21 protein-coding genes are annotated in these 18,291 nt (G+C 55.8%); 6 read left to right on the forward strand and 15 right to left on the reverse strand.

Annotated features, from left to right (window positions below):
- Positions 1-277: 277 nt before the first annotated feature.
- On the forward strand, positions 278-889 hold the full coding sequence (locus HYPMC_RS16970) for a hypothetical protein (protein ID WP_024276332.1): 612 nt from the start codon (positions 278-280) through the stop codon (positions 887-889).
- A 7-nt stretch (positions 890-896) separates the two neighbouring features.
- On the opposite strand, the gene HYPMC_RS16975 is transcribed toward HYPMC_RS16970, so the two are convergent.
- Positions 897-1,316 carry a Rieske 2Fe-2S domain-containing protein gene (locus HYPMC_RS16975; protein WP_013949276.1) on the reverse strand — a complete coding sequence of 140 codons (420 nt, stop codon included), beginning with the start codon at positions 1,314-1,316 and terminating at the stop codon, positions 897-899.
- A 193-nt stretch (positions 1,317-1,509) separates the two neighbouring features.
- On the opposite strand from HYPMC_RS16975, the gene HYPMC_RS16980 reads away from it, so the two are divergent.
- The 4 genes from HYPMC_RS16980 to HYPMC_RS16995 all read left to right on the forward strand — a co-directional run bounded on the left by HYPMC_RS16980 (position 1,510) and on the right by HYPMC_RS16995 (position 3,507).
- Positions 1,510-1,968: a hypothetical protein gene (locus HYPMC_RS16980; RefSeq protein ID WP_013949277.1), complete on the forward strand. Its 459-nt coding sequence runs from the start codon at positions 1,510-1,512 to the stop codon at positions 1,966-1,968.
- A gap of 82 nt (positions 1,969-2,050) precedes the next feature.
- Positions 2,051-2,908 carry a sulfurtransferase gene (locus HYPMC_RS16985; RefSeq protein WP_013949278.1) on the forward strand — a complete coding sequence of 286 codons (858 nt, stop codon included), beginning with the start codon at positions 2,051-2,053 and terminating at the stop codon, positions 2,906-2,908.
- Positions 2,909-2,929: 21 nt separating this feature from the next.
- The gene (locus HYPMC_RS16990) at positions 2,930-3,190 is read left to right on the forward strand and encodes a hypothetical protein (RefSeq protein WP_013949279.1); all 261 of its coding nucleotides are present in this window, start codon (positions 2,930-2,932) and stop codon (positions 3,188-3,190) included.
- Positions 3,191-3,192: 2 nt separating this feature from the next.
- Positions 3,193-3,507: a hypothetical protein gene (locus tag HYPMC_RS16995; RefSeq protein ID WP_013949280.1), complete on the forward strand. Its 315-nt coding sequence runs from the start codon at positions 3,193-3,195 to the stop codon at positions 3,505-3,507.
- Between the two features lie 23 nt (positions 3,508-3,530).
- Here HYPMC_RS16995 and HYPMC_RS17000 read toward each other — a convergent pair whose 3' ends face one another.
- From HYPMC_RS17000 to nifH, 10 genes are all read right to left on the reverse strand, one after another.
- A complete protein-coding gene (locus HYPMC_RS17000) occupies positions 3,531-4,148 on the reverse strand; it encodes a nitrogen fixation protein NifQ (protein WP_041301098.1) in 618 nt (205 codons plus the stop codon).
- A gap of 13 nt (positions 4,149-4,161) precedes the next feature.
- Positions 4,162-4,461, reverse strand: coding sequence for a ferredoxin III, nif-specific (gene fdxB, locus HYPMC_RS23830; RefSeq protein WP_081741000.1), 300 nt, complete (start codon positions 4,459-4,461; stop codon positions 4,162-4,164).
- 20 nt (positions 4,462-4,481) lie between these two features.
- Positions 4,482-4,682, reverse strand: coding sequence for a CCE_0567 family metalloprotein (locus tag HYPMC_RS17010; RefSeq protein ID WP_013949283.1), 201 nt, complete (start codon positions 4,680-4,682; stop codon positions 4,482-4,484).
- 8 nt (positions 4,683-4,690) lie between these two features.
- On the reverse strand, positions 4,691-5,161 hold the full coding sequence (locus HYPMC_RS17015) for a NifX-associated nitrogen fixation protein (protein WP_024276335.1): 471 nt from the start codon (positions 5,159-5,161) through the stop codon (positions 4,691-4,693).
- Positions 5,162-5,169: 8 nt separating this feature from the next.
- Positions 5,170-5,565 (reverse strand): nitrogen fixation protein NifX, encoded by a 396-nt coding sequence (gene nifX / locus HYPMC_RS17020; RefSeq protein WP_013949285.1) that lies wholly within the window; start codon positions 5,563-5,565, stop codon positions 5,170-5,172.
- 18 nt (positions 5,566-5,583) lie between these two features.
- Positions 5,584-6,990, reverse strand: coding sequence for a nitrogenase iron-molybdenum cofactor biosynthesis protein NifN (nifN, locus tag HYPMC_RS17025; RefSeq protein WP_013949286.1), 1,407 nt, complete (start codon positions 6,988-6,990; stop codon positions 5,584-5,586).
- 11 nt (positions 6,991-7,001) lie between these two features.
- Positions 7,002-8,681: a nitrogenase iron-molybdenum cofactor biosynthesis protein NifE gene (gene nifE, locus HYPMC_RS17030; RefSeq protein ID WP_013949287.1), complete on the reverse strand. Its 1,680-nt coding sequence runs from the start codon at positions 8,679-8,681 to the stop codon at positions 7,002-7,004.
- Positions 8,682-8,805: 124 nt separating this feature from the next.
- Positions 8,806-10,365 (reverse strand): nitrogenase molybdenum-iron protein subunit beta, encoded by a 1,560-nt coding sequence (nifK, locus tag HYPMC_RS17035; RefSeq protein ID WP_013949288.1) that lies wholly within the window; start codon positions 10,363-10,365, stop codon positions 8,806-8,808.
- A gap of 78 nt (positions 10,366-10,443) precedes the next feature.
- The gene (gene nifD, locus HYPMC_RS17040) at positions 10,444-11,946 is read right to left on the reverse strand and encodes a nitrogenase molybdenum-iron protein alpha chain (protein ID WP_013949289.1); all 1,503 of its coding nucleotides are present in this window, start codon (positions 11,944-11,946) and stop codon (positions 10,444-10,446) included.
- Positions 11,947-12,033: 87 nt separating this feature from the next.
- On the reverse strand, positions 12,034-12,918 hold the full coding sequence (gene nifH / locus HYPMC_RS17045; RefSeq protein WP_013949290.1) for a nitrogenase iron protein: 885 nt from the start codon (positions 12,916-12,918) through the stop codon (positions 12,034-12,036).
- A 410-nt stretch (positions 12,919-13,328) separates the two neighbouring features.
- Between nifH and HYPMC_RS17050 the strand changes: the two genes are divergently transcribed.
- Positions 13,329-13,751: a SufE family protein gene (locus HYPMC_RS17050; RefSeq protein ID WP_013949291.1), complete on the forward strand. Its 423-nt coding sequence runs from the start codon at positions 13,329-13,331 to the stop codon at positions 13,749-13,751.
- Between the two features lie 9 nt (positions 13,752-13,760).
- Here HYPMC_RS17050 and HYPMC_RS17055 read toward each other — a convergent pair whose 3' ends face one another.
- The 4 genes from HYPMC_RS17055 to sufC all read right to left on the reverse strand — a co-directional run bounded on the left by HYPMC_RS17055 (position 13,761) and on the right by sufC (position 18,279).
- Positions 13,761-14,810: a cysteine synthase A gene (locus HYPMC_RS17055; RefSeq protein WP_024276336.1), complete on the reverse strand. Its 1,050-nt coding sequence runs from the start codon at positions 14,808-14,810 to the stop codon at positions 13,761-13,763.
- A 127-nt stretch (positions 14,811-14,937) separates the two neighbouring features.
- The gene (locus tag HYPMC_RS17060) at positions 14,938-16,179 is read right to left on the reverse strand and encodes a cysteine desulfurase (protein WP_013949293.1); all 1,242 of its coding nucleotides are present in this window, start codon (positions 16,177-16,179) and stop codon (positions 14,938-14,940) included.
- A gap of 4 nt (positions 16,180-16,183) precedes the next feature.
- Positions 16,184-17,527, reverse strand: coding sequence for a Fe-S cluster assembly protein SufD (gene sufD, locus HYPMC_RS17065; protein ID WP_013949294.1), 1,344 nt, complete (start codon positions 17,525-17,527; stop codon positions 16,184-16,186).
- A complete protein-coding gene (gene sufC / locus HYPMC_RS17070; RefSeq protein WP_013949295.1) occupies positions 17,524-18,279 on the reverse strand; it encodes a Fe-S cluster assembly ATPase SufC in 756 nt (251 codons plus the stop codon). Before sufC ends, sufD begins: the two co-directional genes overlap by 4 nt.
- Positions 18,280-18,291 lie beyond the last annotated feature (12 nt).

Raw genomic sequence — 18,291 nt, forward strand, 5'->3', positions numbered from 1 at the left:
CGCTGATTTGGCGGCGCTTTTCACAACGTCATAGCTGTTGTGTTTGCTACTATGTTTGGTTTCCGACATTGCACGACGGAGCGTAGGCGAAGTCGAGTAGACCTCTCAGGTCTGCGACCCGTCAGACGCGTCGCAACGGTGCGGTTCGATAACACCAAATCTTTCAAGCACGCGGCCGAGGGGATCGCAGCCTGGCGTAATTCGGCAAGCAACTTGCATGTGTAACTTGCAGGAAGTGGATCGCGCGCCGATCCATGCGACAGCCGAGGGATTGCCTGTGACGACTATCGAGAAAACCGCAACGACGATTGAGAAGACCGCACTTGCCCGACTAGATCACGAGGGACGCCTGCTCAATGCGGTGCTCAAAGCGCCAACGACAAAACCAGGCCGTTTTGGTTTTCGCGGTGACATAGCGTTGAAGTTTCAAACGCAGGTCGCCGATGAAAAGCGCCCGCCGGACTTTTGCATCGAACAAGTGCTCACAATCGTCGAAGAGGGGGAGCCAACGATCCCTGTCCTTGCGGGCTATCTGCACAGCTTCGCGTATCTCGGCGTAGTAACAGATACGATCGGAGATCTACTGCGGCCGACGGGCAAGTATCTCCTATTCTGCAATAACATTGATCTTCTAGCCAAATATTGCGTGGACATCAGCGGTCTCACATTCATTATCCTGCCTTGCGATGAATCGACGGTGTGGAAAGAGACGCTGGATCTGATGAGCATCGACAAGAATGATATCAAGAAGCTCGATACGGCCGGCAAACTTGACTACGTTCTCGACGCTCTCGCAAAGTTCGAAGCCTCGTATGAACCCATCACTTTCGAACAGGGTCTCGCGCTAATGCAGCCGGTCAAGAACAGAAACGAGAACCGTCCGGTCTAGGCCAGCATCAAATCGTGGGCTCTTCGGCTGTTGAGGTTTCACTTTCTTCGTCATCTTCAGCAAGCCGGACGCCCGTAACGCAAATATCATTGTCGATGATTGCGAGCGCGACAGGCTGCAAGCTGCGTCCTTTGCAGGGTCCCTCGACGCAAACGCCGGTTCCGAGTTCAAAAAGGCCGCCGTGCTTGCCGCACATCAGTCTGATGCCGTTTGAATCGAGGAACTGGTTGCGCTCCCAGTCCAGATTCACACCATCGTGAGGACACCGGTTGACGTAGCCAAAGACCTGCCGTCCCCAACGCACGATAACGATCGGCCAAGGCCGTTCGAGACCGTTGTCATCGATCAGCAAGAGTTGAAAGCCACGCGCCCTCTGGCTTGGGATGTCGCTCATGCTGCAAATGGCGTAGGCGGTACTCGCGTCCATGCTTTCCTCTTTCTTCAAGACCAGCTCGAACAAGCTGATGTCACGACGTCAGCTTTCGGCAGCCTTTATCGCCGTTGAGCTGTAAGCGACCCTGCAAGATTCGCGCAAATCCACGCCTTGCTGTTTTATTCCACCTGGATGGCACAGAATTTGATTGTTCTTCCGTTATCAAACCGAATGCGCGGAGAACGGAATGAATATCGCACCCGAATTTGCTCAGTGTTCCCTGGACGACCTGAAAACGCTGCTCGATGGTGGCACTCTGACGGTCTATTCCGTTGCTCGCCCTCACAGTGCCGACAAACCTGTCGATCGCAGTGGCGTACTCGCGACATTCACGTTTGCGGCGTCCGCCTTCGGTCCAGCCGCCGATGGACTGGAAACGCCAAATTTCACGGCTAATCCCGTCAACGCGGTCAGCGTCGGCACACCTGGATTTGCACGCGCGCGCAAGGCCGACGGCACGGTGATCGCCGACTTTTCTGCCGGTCCGGGAGAGCGAGAAATCAAATTCAAGGAAGTTTCGTGTTCGAACGGAGCGCCGGTGGTCCTCACCAAGTTCACGTTCATGCCGGAAGGTGCATGGCCGGAGCGACCGGATTACTACGACACCAAGCCGCGCTCTGGCTTTCCCATGCCACAAAATCCGTGACGACTTCCACGCAGTGGAATTGAAATATCATGTGTCCTGTTGAAGACAGTTGTCGATTTTCCGACATGTGGGGAAATTTTGTATGACGGCTCCAGATCAAGACTCGTTGGTCAGCAGCGAATGGCTTGCTGAGCATCTTACGGATCCGAGTGTTCGTATCCTTGATTGCACCTGGCACCATGTCAGCACAAATCTCGATGGACGCACGCAGTACCGCGGGCGCCATCTTCCCGGGTCGGTTCACTTCGACATTGACCATGTCGCTGACAAATCCAATCCGCTTCCTCATATGCTACCGACGGCGGCCGACTTCTCAAAAAAAGTCGGCTTGCTTGGTGTGGGAACCGGTGACCAGATCATTGTTTATGACCGCTTGAATGGCGGTTCTGCAGCAGCGCGGGTCTGGTGGATGTTCCGGGTCTTCGGCTACCATAAAGTTGCACTACTCGACGGCGGTTTTGGCAAATGGGTCAAAGAAAAGCTTCCGACCGAGATGTCGCCAGTGCGGCCAGAGCCAAAATCATTCTCGGCGGAGTTCTCTCCCGCGCTCGTGCGCACACTCGACGACATGAAGACGAACCTCAGTTCAGGACGTGATCAAGTCATCGATACGCGCGGCGCAGGCACTTTTGCCGGTACGCACGAAGATGTGTTCCCGTTCAAGAAACTTGGCCACATTCCCAATGCCGCCAATATCCCTTGGACTGATTTCATCGGCCGGGATTCGGGGACATTCATCGCACCAGATGCCATATCCGAGCGCATTCAAGCAGCCGGCATCAATCTTGCCTCGCCGATCGTGACGACGTGCGCATCGGGCATCACATCTTGCGTCGTCGCGCTGGCGCTGCATTTGGCCGGCCATAAGACAGCGGCTGTCTACGACGGGTCTTGGGCAGAGTGGGGACTTGCCGAAGATACGCCTGCAGTGGCGGCGTAGCCTATGCCGCGAGGCTTTTCGATGAGCGGGAAGACACCCTTTAAGATGATCGAGGAAGGTCCGGAATACGAATTGTTCGCTTCCGAGGATGAAGCCGCGTTCGTCCTTCGCTTCAAACCTGATCGGATGAACGCACATTTGATTGATGATGACGCCTTGCGATTCTACGCTGATTATAAAGCGCTAAAACTACAATTTCCCGCCTGGACGGCTGACCAAACACTTGCACAGCTCTGGGATCAAGGCGGTTACAGCTGGCTTGCAGCGCAGGAGAAGTGCTGACCATGTCGACCCTCGTCAAAACCACGCAGGACGGACGAAAGCTTGAGGTCGTCGGCCTCGCCATTTGTCTCGATGGAGTTCTTGAGGCCTTCGAGCTGATCGAAGTCAAGCTTCATCCTAACAGGCGCGCTATTCGCGAGGTCATGCCGGAAGCGACGCATATGGCCGGACGCGTGGCACTTACGCGTGAAGAAGCGGAGATCGTCGACAAGGCCTTCAAGAAAGCCGAAGCCGAAATTCTTGCGAATCCGACCGCCATCAACGAACGCTTCCGCATTGCGGCGATGTGGAAAGCCCGGGAACAAGGTATTGAATGACCGCGCTTTAAATTTCGCGGCGATCAGGCAGCGGTTGCCGGCGCATTTCTCGCCCAGGCGAGCCTCGATTCTCCGTCTTCAGCTCCAAAGCAAATCTTGAAGTCATCGCACTCCGAACAAACCGGAGCGGTGCAAAGCACGAATCCCTCCGATCCGCAGACCATGCGATAGAGGAATTTCTTCCACTTCATATCCTGCCGGTTTCTATCAGCGAGCCGTGAGAAGTGTCTTTTCATCAGTGTCGAAAGCTCACCTCGATTTCGCAGACCCAAATCCTGCCAGAGGTGATGAGGCCATTTGCAACGCCGGGCGATCATGGCAACGAGCGAGCGCTCCAAAGGACCGGCGCCACTGGCAAACATGGTGAGAATATCGCGAATAGATTGCTCTTCATCATCAACGACCACCTCGGCATCACCCGCCTCGATGTCCAGCGCCGCGTGAATGTCTGGAAACATATCGATGGCAAGGTTCGAGAAGGACGATTTATCGAGCCCTGTCCCTTCTAAAATCGTGCCATTGCCAATCCTTGCATCGGCCAAAGCGAGGGCAAGGATCGCCGACACAACATGAATATCGAACGCATCGTAGGACGCTGCCGCAGCGTTAATGAGCCATCGATAGGCATCTTCCGGCTTCATCGCTGTGCTACCCTCACGCTGCCTCTGCTTTCTCCGCCGCATGCGTCTGGCAGTTGGTCGGACAAACGCGCGCGCAAGCCCCGCAGCCAATACACGCCCCCTCATCATTCATGACCATAATCTTCTTTTCGACCTCGTCATCATCATCATCATCGAGAGCGACGAACTCTCCATCCTCGTTGAGGCCTTTGAGCGTCATCACATCCCGGCCGCAAACCTTGAAGCAGCGGCCGCAGCCAATGCATTTCTTTTCGTCAATCGCGACAAGGTAGTCAGGCTGCCAAAGACGACCGTCGCGCGTTTGGTTGGACATGGTTCGTTGGCTTTCCGGGTTTAAGCCTTCTCTAGAGACTGTAAATTCGCTCGCTTCTTTTCGAGCTCTCCGAACAGGTCATAGGCTTTTTGGGCGACCGTCATGATCGATTGCCAGTTGATCGGCAATTCTTCCGACAGGTCATGGAGATTCATTTTTGCGTCCATCGCTCGGGCGGACAGCTTCTTGATCTCGGTTTTGAGAGCATCTACGTCACTCATGGGCCACCTTAGTATTTTGCCACTTCAGGAAACTTTTCGATCATCTCAACGCCGGCCTTGACGTATTTCGTGCCTTCGTCGGCAAGTTTTCCGAGATTGTCGAAGCCGAACCGATGGACGTCGCGCAGCTGCTTGTTGACGACAATCAACCGACCGCCAATCAGCACCATACGGCCAAAGCCCTCGTGGCTCATCTTCAGCATCGGCGAAATCATGACGCCCGTCGCGCGCTCGATCGAAAGCGCAACGGCATTAAAGAAGAGTTCCACACGCCAAATTGTATCGGGATCTGGATCGCCAATAATCGGAAGGGCGCGCCGCTTTTCCTTGTCGATGATATATGGCTCGAGAAGTTCGAGATCGCTCTTTCCCTCCCAAACGCCATGGGTATCCTGAGCCCGCCATATCTTGATGAGCTCTTTAACATACGGCGCATCAATGCCGGCGGGTACTTCGATCACAGCAGCGGCTTCAGCCATCGTTATCCTCATTCCTCGAAATCAAGCGTTCGTTCCTTGCCTTTCGACAAAGCTTTGCGCAGCCATGGCGGCGGCGTACCTTTCAGCACGTCTTCCAGCTTCCCGAGGAGGTCGGAAATCTCTTCGGGCTGATTGACTTTCATCGGGTGGATATTGTTCGCAACAACGCGTGCAGCGCCCGATCCGCCGATAGCCGCCACATACAGAATCGCACAGTCCTTGATGGCTTCGATTTTTGGAGCAAGCTTGTCCTCGTTGCCGTCTTCCTTCAGATCGCCGTCGAATTGAATGGCTTCGACGAACGTGTGGCCCTCCGGGCTGATCTCATAGATCGCGATGTTTTTGGCCCATCCGAAGTGTGCATCGACTCTCTTGAGATCCTGGGTTGCAAAGGCGACTTTCATGTCATTTCCCTATCGTGCCTATATTAGTGGGATATCGTTTGACTGCCCTTTCAGGCTGTCGAAGCCGTCGCGCCAAGTTTCAGGATTCGGTTGCCGGTTTTTCTCATGGTCTTCGATGAGGAGGTTGGCGATGTCGAAAACCAGATCCCGGCTGCCGCGATAGCCTATGCTCAACTGATGACCCGGACCAAGCCGGTCGAAGATCGGAAAGCCGCATCGATAGAACGGGATATTCAAGCGCTCCGCCATCTGACGGCCATGCGCGTGCGTAATCAGTAGATCGCAATCACGCTCTTTGGCGAAGGTTTCGAGATCTTCGAGATCACCAATTAGTACGTCCTCGACGGGAAGACGCTCAAGCACCGGCGACTGGGTTGTCGTCACTGCTGCGATGATATGGGTGCCGACGCCGTGCAGGAAGGTCCCTATATCGTACAGCAGGTCCGGTTCGGCACCGATCGCAAGCTTACGACCTCCGAGCCAAAAATGCGCATCAAGCATTGCATCAGCCAGTTGCCCACGCTGCCGCCGATATTTCGTCGGCACTGGCCGACCGGTGATTTCACTCAAGAACATCATCAGCTCGTCGTTGGGCTCAAGACCACACAACCGCTCGAACACGCGAGACGGCGCGCCAGTTTTCTCCTCCATCGCCTCAGCGGCGCGTCGCATCTGCGCACCGATGGCGATCGTTGCACCTGCTTGACCCATGGCCGCAATTTCATCGACGCCTATGCCGCCGATCGTGGTGGGGCTGAAATCCTCAGGGATATGGCCGTCGAGTGATGTACCGATATCGGGCAGGAACGCTGGCTTCAGGCCGAAATCTTCAAGGATCGTCCGCAGCTCTTCAATATCACCGGGCGTCAGATGACAACCTGGCAGCACATTGATTCGCGATGGATCGCGTGGTGCGGTGTTCGCTGGCTTATCGATCAAAACCTCGACCAGCTTCGCGACGGTCTTCTCCCATCCGTCCTGGAAGGCATCCTTGAAATCCGGCGTCGAGACATAGACGAGCGGATATTTCTCAAGCTGCGGATACTTTTCGCGAACTAGCTTGATATAGCCGTCGACATCATCACCCTTGGTCTCGGTAACGCCCGTCGAGACGATACCAATGATTTCCGGCTTCTGCCGGTTGAAAATGTTGATGATCGCCTGCTCGACGTTTTCATAACCGCCGAGCACGGTTGCGACTTCGCTCATCGCCGTCGTCTGCATCGGCACATTCTCTTTGAAGTGCCGGACGAACAGAGTGAGTCCGAATGAGGTGCATCCTTGGGAACCATGCAGCAGCGGCATCGCCTTTCGCAGGCCCAAGAAAGCGTATGCGCCGCCGATCGGCTGGCTCATCTTGAGCGGATTGACCGCACAAGCTTTTTTGGAGACGGTGACCTTGGCGGATGGGGCTGGTTCTGCCATCGGAAGCAATCTCACTCAGCAGCAATCATGCGCACCGCCTCAGGTGCCACTTGCATCGAAGCGAAGATTTCTTCGATACGCATCGAGCATGAGCCGCAGCCGCCAGCGGCGTTGGTATATTTGCGGACGCCATCGACCGTTGTGAGATTGTGTGCCTTGATGGCATCTTCGATCGAACCAAGGTCGACTGATTTGCAATTGCAGATCTTTTTTGAGCGGCGCTGCGCTTCGGCCGCTACCGGATCAGCAGCGAGCGCTGCGGCTTCTGCATCGAGTTCGGCGATCGCCTTCGCCTGCCAGGTTTTGCTTGCATCATCCCACGGCGCGGGCTTCTTGAGCTGTGCCCAGAGTGGGTTGTACAGCGCCTTGTCGATCTCCTGCACCAGTTTGACCATGCCGACATAGCCCATGTAGGCGTGGTTGCGTTCTTGATTGATGTCGAGCCATGGTACGCCAGCCTTCAGCGCAACGAATTGCGACTTACCGCCGGACAACATGATGTCGGCCTTGGCGTCCTTCAGCATCTTGTACATGTCGCGCGGCGCCATGTCTTCGATCAGGTGCGCATCCTGCCCCATTAGCTCCTTGATGCGCTCCTTATCCTCTTTCGTCGATTTCTTCACGCTGGTGCCGACCATCTCCATGCCCGCTTCTTGGAGTGCAGCGACCACCGACCATGATTTCACACCACCGGTAATCAATAGCGCCTTCTTGCCGGCAAGCTGCTTCCTGTAAGGTGCGATGGCGGCCCAGGCGCGTGCTTCCTCGCGGGCAATGACCGCTTCTGTGCGGTCCATCAACTCTGCAGGGGCGCCCTTCTCAATAAGAAGTCGCGCGAGTTCGCGCAGGGAGTCGGAGGAATCCTCGATGCCGTAGAAGGAGCCTTCGAAAAACGGAATGTCGTATTTTTCTTCCATCTTCCGCGCGATGTTGATCATCGCCTTGGAACAAACCATCATCGCCGCCTTGGCGCGGTGAGACGAAGCAATGTCCTTGTAGCGGCCGTCGCCTGCGATGCAGGCAAGAATACGGATTCCAAGCTCGTCCAGCAGCGGCTTCACCTGCCACAACTCGCCCGACAGGTTATATTCGCCGATGATGTTGATGTCATAGGGCGTGGTGTATTCTGGTTCCTCGGTACCGATCACGTGCTCTAGGATCGCTTCGCCAGCGAGCTTGTTGCCGAGGTTCTTCGGTCCAACAAATCCCGGCGAGTTGATCGGAATAACCGGCTTTCCGAACTTCTCTTGCGCCGCCTTGCATACGGCATTGATATCATCACCAATCATCGCCGGTACGCAGGTCTGATAGACAAACACTGCCGGCGGATCGTACTTCTCAATGATTTCCTTGATCGACTTGTAAAGTCGCTTCTCACCGCCGAACACGATGTCCGTTTCATTGATATCGGTCGTAAAGCCTGTGCGCCAGATATTGGAGCCTGACGATTTGGCGGGGCGATTATCCCAAGAGTTGCCCTCGCAGGCGATTGGGCCGTGCACGAGATGTGCGACGTCGGTTATAGGTTGGAGTGCAATTTTTGCGCCGTCAAAGGCGCAACCACCCGCTGCACCGCCGGGTTGAAGCTGCTTGGTGCAACCTTTCTTTCTTTCGGCTTCCGACTTATTGGCATTCTTCGCGCACCCGGGTTCGTTGAAGACTTGCTGAATCGTAGCCGAAAGCGAACTCATCCGTGTCTCCTATTCAAATCGCATTTTGCAAGCTTCAATGACGGACCAACGCGGCAACTGCATCACCGCAAATATCCGGGATTAAAAGTCCTGGCATTCGCGGTGACGCAAGGGAGGCAGCGCCCTAACGGATAATGTCGAAGCTGTAGTCGGTCTTCGCGGGTACGTTCGTGTTCTTGTCGATCTCGTCAAAGATCTTGTCGAGAAGCGTGATCAGAACGTTCATGCCACCCTGATAGCCCCACACCGGACGACGATGGTGGTGATGACGATCAAATACGGGGAAGCCTATGCGCACCAGCGGAGTTCCCGTGTCGCGTTCGAGATATTTGCCGTAGGTGTTGCCAATCAGGAAATCAACCGGCTCAGTGAACAGGAGCGACCGCATGTGCCAGAGATCGCGGCCCGGATACACATGGCAATTCTTTCCGAACGGCGAGCTGTCGAAGAGCGTCTGCATCTTCTCTGCCCATGCCTTGTTGCCGTTGGTCGCGAGCACGTGGGTCGGCTCGGCGCCGAGTTCCAAAAGGAATGCAGCAAGACCGTAACACAGGTCCGGATCGCCGTAGATCGCGTACTTCTTCCCGTGGATATGCGCGCTCGAATCCGCCATCGCGTCGACGAGACGGCCACGTTCGCGGGCGAGTTCTTCAGGGATCTCCCTGCCCGTAATGCGCGAAACCTCCATCAGGAATTTGTCGGTCGCACTGACGCCAACTGGGTGGTTGAGGGCAACCACTTCTTGTCCATGTCCCGCGATGAACGGTAGCGTCTTCTCAGTGCTGTACTCCTGCATTGAGATCGTCGCCTTCGCATGAATGGCGTTGGCCGTTTCCTCGAGCGTAGTGCCGCCGTCGTACATACGGAACTCGCCGTCAGTTGGCGTATCGAACACATCGCTGTTGTCGGCGAGAATAGTGTACTCGACGCCTATCATATCGAAGATGCGCTTGATCTCTCGGAGGTTTCCGACGGTATATCCGTCGAATCCGCCGATGAAGTTGATCTTGCCATTTGGCTGACGCTCAAGCTTCGGGACGGTGCCGGCCTTACCGTCCCAAAAATATTCGATGACGCCTTTCAGCGCGTTGTCGTAACCGGTGACATGGCTGCCGACGAATGCTGGAGTATGGGCGAACGGAACGTCATACTCCTGCGGCACCGACCCCTTCTCTCTCGCCGTCTTGATGAAGGCGTTCAGGTCGTCACCAATCACTTCGGCCATGCAGGTCGTAGAAACGGCGATCATCTTCGGCTTGTACATATTGTACGTGTTGGCCAAGCCGTCGATCATATTGTTCAGGCCACCGAACACCGCCGCATCCTCTGTCATCGAGGAGGACACACAGGAACTCGGTTCCTTGAAGTGGCGGGACAAGTGGCTGCGATAATATGCGACGCAACCCTGCGATCCATGAACGAAAGGAATAGTCTTTTCGAAGCCGACCGCTACAAATACCGCTCCGAGCGGCTGACACGCCTTGGCCGGATTGACCGTCAGTGCTTCACGGGCGAAGTTTTTCTCCCGGTATTCCGGCGTCTTTGCCCATTCGCGAACCCGCTCGACATCGGCCGGATCGCGGGGGTTCTCGAACATCTTCTTCTTATTCGCCAGCATCTGCTGGTATTCGGGACCGCGAAAGAGCTCGAAGTGATCGAGCACGTGTTCGGCGTTCTGGGTCATAATGCGAGGCCTTCTCCAAAAAAACTTGTTGAACCTGAACCCTGGCCCTTCACCTCAAAGGGCCAGGGTCGTTGAGTGTTACTCGGCAGCAATCAGCAGAGGCTTCTCAGGGGTCTTCCAGGGCGCCTTTGCGATCTTCCAGACCGGCGAGTTGATGGCCATATCCATGTCGCGCGCGAATATCGCGAAGCCGTCGTAGCCATGGTAGGGGCCGGAGTAATCCCAGGAGTGCATCTGCCGGAACGGCACACCCATCTTCTGGAAGACGTACTTTTCCTTGATCCCTGAGCCGACGAGATCGGGCTGGATCTTTTCGACGAACTTCTCGAACTCGTAGCCGGTGACGTCGTCGTAGATCAGCGTTCCGTCCTTCACGTAGTGTTGTGCGGTGCGCTGATAATCGTCATTGTGGCCAAACTCGTACCCCGTACCGACGACTTCCATGCCGAGATCTTCGTAAGCACCGATCACGTGACGCGGACGCAGACCACCGACGAACAGCATGACCGTCTTGCCTTCAAGACGCGGGCGGTACTTAGCAATTACCGCGTCCATCAGCGGTTGATACTTAGCGATGACGCGCTCGGCCCCCTCCTTGATCTTGTCGTCGAAGAAGCTCGCGATCTTGCGAAGCGACTCTGCGATCTTGCTCGGCCCGAAGAAGTTATATTCACACCAAGGAATACCGTACTTCTCTTCCATGTGGCGCGAGATGTAGTTCATCGAACGGTAGCAGTGGAGGACGTTAAGCTTCGCTTTCGGCGTTGCTTCAAGTTCTGCTAGGCTGCCGTCGCCCGACCACTGCGCGATCACCCGGAGGCCCATCTCTTCGAGCAGAATGCGGGACGACCATGCATCGCCGCCGATGTTGTAATCTCCGATGATCGCCACATCATATGGCGTCGACTCAAACTTCGGCGGGGCATCCGGTGAAAGCTTGTCGAAGACCCAATCTCGGATGGAGTCGTTGGCAATGTGGTGTCCGAGCGACTGAGAGACGCCACGAAAGCCTTCGCAACGAACGGGGACGATTGTCTTGCCGTCGTACTCCTTCGACTTGACTTTCGAGACTGCCTCGATGTCGTCGCCAATCAGACCGATCGGGCATTCCGATTGGACAGTGATGCCGTTGTTGAGCGGGAACAGCTCTTGGATTTCATCCATGATCTTGGCGAGCTTCTTGTCGCCGCCAAACACGATGTCCTTTTCCTGGAAGTCCGACGTGAACTGCATAGTCACGAAGGTGTCGATACCCGTTGTGCCGATATAGTAGTTCCGGCGTGCGGCCCAAGAATACTGACCACATCCCACTGGGCCGTGGCTGATGTGGATCATGTCCTTGATCGGTCCCCAGACGACACCTTTCGAACCGGCATATGCGCAGCCGCGGATCGTCATGACGCCCGGGATCGACTTGAGGTTCGATTTAACACCGCAATCGGACTTGCCCGCCTCATGCACGTTCAAGTGCTTGGCGCGCCGCTTTGCAGTCTTTTCCGGATAGACCGAAAGTACTTCACTGATCAGTTCTTTATTGCGAGCCTTGATTTCCTCAACGCTCTCTGGCTTCGCCAAGCTCATCGTCTCACCTTTCCCATCGGATTTTGATTGCGCGTTGGAGACCGGCCCCTCATGCGGGGTGTGAGGAGCCGGTCCCTTGCGGGCTGATTAGGCCGTCGCCAGCTCGGCCGCGCTCTTGCCAATCTGGCTCTCGTCAACCTGTTTCATGATCCCGTGCTCCATCAGCATGTCCTCAAGCTCGTCCATCGTGATCGGCGTCGGAATGATCCCCTTGCCCCCGTTCGCGTGGATCTTCTCTGCCAGGCTGCGGTAATGGTTCGCCTGCACTGAATCCGGCGCGTACTCCAGAACCGTCATCCGACGAAGCTCGGCATGCTGCACGATGTTGTCCCGCGGAACGAAGTAGATCAGCTGCGTTCCGAGCTTCTTCGCAAGAGCTTCCGCAAGCTCAAGCTCCTTGTCCGTCTGACGCTCGTTGCACACCAGACCGCCAAGTCGAACACCGCCTGAGTTCGCGTACTTCAGAATGCCCTTCGAGATGTTGTTGGCCGCATACATCGCCATCATCTCTCCAGACATGACGATGTAGATCTCCTGAGCCTTGTTCTCACGGATCGGCATCGCAAACCCGCCGCAGACAACGTCGCCAAGAACGTCGTAGGACACGTAATCGATGTCCTCGTAGGCGCCATTCTCTTCCAGGAAGTTGATCGACGTTATGACGCCGCGGCCCGCACAACCAACACCCGGCTCTGGACCACCCGATTCAACGCAGCGGATGTCCCTGTAGCCGACCTTCATCACGTCTTCGATCTCGAGGTCTTCCACAGAACCTGCATTCGCCGCCAGGCTCAGGATCGTGTCCTGAGCCTTGGCATGCAGGATCAGACGCGTCGAATCCGCTTTCGGATCGCAGCCAACGATCAGGATCCGATGACCCATCTCCGCCAATGCCGCCAGTGTGTTCTGTGACGTCGTCGACTTGCCGATGCCGCCTTTGCCGTAAAACGCGATTTGTCGTAGTGCCGACATGTTGTCTCTCCTTTGAACCGAGTGCCTCTGCGCCACGCCTTCCGCGATCACGCAGTCATGTCCTCTCATACGGGGCTCACGGGTGGCGGGAAGGAGCACAGTGCTCGCTCGTCGCGTCGGCCTGCACTCAGCCCTTACTCGCTTGTTGCAAGGAGAGATTTGCAACGACTATGCCAGTGCTATTGAAATCTGAAATTCAGCGTAATTTCATAAGGATAGAGCAATCGCATGCAATGTCGGCAGCATGTTGTAAACCCGACATCGGAAGCATCTGCTGTTTGAAACAAAACTAGTTCGACAATGCTTGTCAGACGCGTATGTCGGAATGCACTGCGGACGATCGTTGCGGCGGTACGATGCTTGCTTAGAGAAGCTCAGTCGGTTTGGTGATGATGCTTTGGTGAACCTGCATGACGATTGACGCAATCCGGTCCGATCTGGCGCTGCTCGATGACTGGGAAGACAGATACCGATATCTCATTGAGCTTGGCCGCACGTTGCCAAGCTTTCCGGAAGATCAGAGGACAGAGGACAACAAGGTGCAAGGCTGTGCGAGTCAGGTCTGGCTTGTGACCAACTTACGCCGCGATACTTCAGGTGAGCCCTCCGTTCTCGAACTCCAGGGCGACAGCGACGCCCATATTGTCAAAGGGCTTGTCGCTGTTGTTTTCGCGATATTCGAAGGCAAGACTCCAAGCGACATCATACGGATTGATGCCAAATCGGCTTTCGCCGAGCTTGGTCTCCAGCAACATCTGACGCCGCAACGTTCGAACGGCTTCCATTCGATGGTCGAACGTATTTTGCGAGATGCCCGAGCGTCTGCGGGCTGATCGACAGCGCTATGCCAGCGGCAGGCTCAGGGTAGATCGGTGCTCGAGCCAGTGCGGCACGGACAGCCCCTTTGCACGAAGAAACTCAGGATTGAACAGTTTTGATTGATAGCGCATGCCGGTGTCTGCAAGAACGGTGACGATCGTGTGTCCGGGACCAAGTTCGCGGGCAAGCCGGATTGCACCCGCCACGTTGATGCCAGATGAACCTCCTAGGCATAGCCCTTCATGTTCCAGCAAATCGAAGATGATCGGCACCGCCTCCCCGTCGGGAATTTGAAAAGCGAGATCGATTGGAGCGCCTTCGAGATTTTTTGTGATGCGCCCCTGGCCGATGCCTTCGGTGATGGACGACCCTTCAGATTTCAGATCACCGTGAGTGTAATAATTGTATAGCGCTGCGCCCATCGGATCGGCGAGGCCGATCTTGATTGCCGGATTGCATTCTTTCAACGCAATGCCAATGCCGGCGAGGGTTCCCCCCGTGCCGACTGCACAGACGAATCCGTCGACCTTGCCATTCGTCTGCTCCCAAATCTCAGGTCCCGTGGTGCGAATATGACCCTCGCGGTTCGCCACGTTGTCGAACTGGTTTGCCCAGACGGCGCCATTCGACTCGGTGGCGGCGAGTTGCTCCGCGAGCCGACCTGACAGCTTCACATAGTTGTTCGGATTGGAGTATGGAACTGCTGGAACTTCGATAAGCTCCGCGCCGCATAGTCGGAGCGTGTCTTTCTTTTCCTGGCTCTGCGTTTCCGGAATGACAATGACTGAGCGGAAACCCATCGCGTTGCCAACGAGCGTCAGTCCGATCCCGGTGTTGCCGGCCGTCCCTTCGACGATACAGCCGCCCGGCCGAAGAGCACCTTTCTTCACCGCATCCTCGATGATGAATAGGGCGGCACGGTCCTTGACCGACTGACCGGGATTCATGAACTCGGCCTTGCCGAGAATCGTGCACTGCGTCTCTTCCGACGCCTTCCTTAACTTGATGAGCGGCGTGTTCCCAATCGCAGCGAGAACACTATCGCAAACAGCCGTCGGACGTGGAATGGTCATCGCAGGTACGCGCCTGCGGTAGGAGAAGTCATGCATCGATCAGCCTGTCCAGGCTTGGCGGCACGGCTAAACAACCCTCGATACATAAGTCCATTGTTACTAAATTGACGCCCGCTGGGGCTATCGCTCATGCGAACAGTTCTCCGGCTTTTCGCAACGCGTGTACAAGACTATCAACTTCCTCACGCGTATTATAAAGCGCAAAGGATGCTCGGCAAGTTGCTGTAACTCCTAAATGCTCGAGCAACGGCATGGCGCAATGGGTCCCGGCGCGAACTGCGATGCCCGACTGATCGATGACCGTTGCATAATCCTGGGCATGCGCGTTTTTGGGTTCGAAGGAAATAATCGCGCCTTTTTCCCGGGCGGTACCGATTATGCGTAGCGAATTGATTTCGCTCAAACGTTCCTGACCGTAGGCTAAGAGTTCCATCTCGTGCTTTCGGATGCGCCCCTTGCCTATCGAATTGATGTACTCGACAGCCTCGCCGAGACCGATCGCCTCCACGATCGGCGGTGTTCCCGCTTCAAATTTGTGCGGTGGCTCACCGTAGGTAATGCGGTCGCGAAAGACTTCGCGGATCATCTCGCCACCGCCATTGAACGGCTTCATCGCAGCGAGATGCTCATACTTGCCGTATAAGGCACCGATCCCCGTCGGGCCATAGAGCTTATGGCCGGTTATAACGTAGAAGTCGCAATCAATATCGCGGACATCGACGTCAAGATGCACCGCACCCTGTGAGCCGTCGATCAGCACGGGAATGCCGCGCGCATGCGCTATGCCGACGACTTCTTTTACCGGGACAATGCTACCAAGCACGTTCGACATCTGCGTGATCGCAACCATCTTGGTGCGATCAGTCAGCAACTTCTCGAACTCGTCGATCAGGAAATCTCCGGCATCGTTGACGGGCGCCCACTTGATGACTGCGCCATATTGCTCGCGCAGAAAATGCCACGGAACGATATTGGCGTGGTGCTCCAGGATTGAGAGGATAATTTCGTCGCCGGGCTTTATTCTTCCGCGTCCAAACGTTGCGGCAACGAGGTTGATCGCTTCCGTGGCGTTGCGCGTAAAAATGATCTCTTCATTCCGTGAGGCATTGAGGAACCTCGCGACCTTTTCACGCGCGCCTTCATAAGCTTCGGTCGCCGCATTGGAGAGCGTGTGCAAACCTCGGTGCACGTTGGCATAACCGGAAGTGTAGACTTGCTGCATCCGATCGAGAACGGCTTTGGGTTTCTGTGCCGATGCCGCATTATCAAGATAGACGAGCGGCTTGCCGTGCACCTGCATCGAGAGAATCGGAAAATCCTCGCGCACATGCGCGATATCGTAGCTGCCGTTGCTCACCGCCGGATGCATAATGTCAGCCTCTGCCTTGCAGCCAATCGGCGGTCATTTGTGTCAGCGCCGCCTTGAGCGACTCCGCTTCGACCACATCCAGTGCCTCGCCAACGAATGACTGAATGAGCAACGCTTCTGCTTCCTTCGCCGGAATGCCGCGCGCCATGAGATAAAATTTGAGTTCATCGTCCAGCGCACCGGCCGTTGCGCCGTGACCGCATTGCACGTCATCGGCGAAAATTTCGAGCTCGGGCTTGCTGTCGGCCTCCGCGGTTTCAGACAGCAACAATGCGCGGGTCACCATGCGCGCATCTGTCTTTTGTGCATCTGGACGCACGATAATCTTGCCCTGGAAGATCGTTCGACTGTCATCTTCCAAAACAGACTTGAACATTTCACGGCTTTGACAGTTCGCGACGGCGTGATCGAGAACAAGTGTTGTGTCTGCGTGTTGCGAGCCTTTCAGCAGACTTGCACCGCGAAGATCAATTGAGGCCTCCGACCCAGTGCAACGGACAAAAAGCTGATTACGGACGACTGCACCGCCGATGGTCAGACAAAAATCGCGGTATGTTGCGGCCTTCCCGACAGCGACCGTCAGTGTATCGACATGCAGAGACCGCGCTCCATCAGATATGATCTTTACATGATCGAGGCACGCGCCCGCACCGATGGAGATATCAAGGGCATTGTTGCACTGATAGTCGACTCCATCGGGCCCTTCGTGACTTTCGATTAGGGTGATGCGGGCGCCATCTCCAACCTTCAGAAGTGACCGTGTCACGGTCGCGCTGGCTTCTTCGCTTCCATAGAAAAATACCAGATGAAGCGGGCGCGCGATCACCGCGCCTGGCGCGACGTCGATCACCGCGCCGTCCTGCATGAAAGCGGTATTGAGTGAGAATACAGCATCTCCAGAAGCAGGGCTGGCACCCTCGATGGACGCAACAACGCTTGGATTGCCATTGGACAACGCTTCAGCGAGCGAGGAAATTTTTAGACCTGGCTCGATGGCTTCGACGTCGGACAGCTCCGCTGCAAATGCGCCGTTAACGAACACGAGACGGCGAGACCCTACGGAGGCAAGCGCTTTGCAGGCGTCGGCGGCACGCCTCCTGATGTCCGTATTGGGGGCTTGGGCCAATCCTTTAGCCTCACGCATGACTGCGCGAAGGTCGGTATATTTCCAAGATTCTATATGCCGATGCGGCAGACCCTTCGCTTCGAAATTGCGAAACGCTTGCTCACGACAGGCGGAAATTTCAGGCCCTCCCGCAAGAGACGACTGCGTGGCTACAAAAAGCTTGGCCAGCGTCTGCTCGGCCGCCGTCTTCATTGGGCGAACTTCGGCATTCATAACGCTCATGCCGCTTCCTCCTTGTAGCCGGCATAACCGTTCGCCTCGAGTTCAAGCGCGAGTTCCTTCCCAGCTGTCCGCACAATGCGGCCCTTGGAGAAGACGTGGACAACATCCGGTACGATGTAATCGAGCAGTCTCTGATAATGGGTGATAACTATCATCCCTCTATCTTTCGACCGAAGTCGATTAACACCATCAGCCACAACTTTCAGCGCATCGATATCAAGGCCGGAGTCGGTTTCGTCGAGCACGCAAAGACGCGGCTCAAGCAACGTCATTTGCAGCGTTTCGTTGCGCTTCTTCTCGCCGCCAGAGAACCCGACATTGACTGGGCGCTTCAACATCTCGCTGTCGATGCCGAGCTGGCCCGCAACATCGCGGACGCGCTTTAAGACTTCCGGCGACGACAATTCCTTTTCGCCGCGTTGCTTGCGCTGTGCATTCATCGCTGCGCGTAGAAATGTCATCGTCGTGACGCCGGGAATTTCGAGCGGATACTGGAATGCGAGAAATAGTCCTTTTGCTGCTCGCTCGTCCGGCTCCAACCCGAGCAGTTCCTCACCATCGAGCAGAACTTGGCCGCCTGTGACGTTGTAATCAGGCTTGCCGGCAAGCACGTACGAGAGCGTCGATTTTCCCGACCCATTGGGTCCCATGATGGCGTGCACCTCACCGGGATTGACCATCAAGTCAACACCGTTAAGGATTTTCTTGGCGCCGATCTCGGCGTGGAGATTTTTAATTTCCAGAAGCGGCATCGCAGAGACCTT

Source organism: Hyphomicrobium sp. MC1 (genome assembly GCF_000253295.1).
GTDB lineage: Bacteria > Pseudomonadota > Alphaproteobacteria > Rhizobiales > Hyphomicrobiaceae > Hyphomicrobium_B.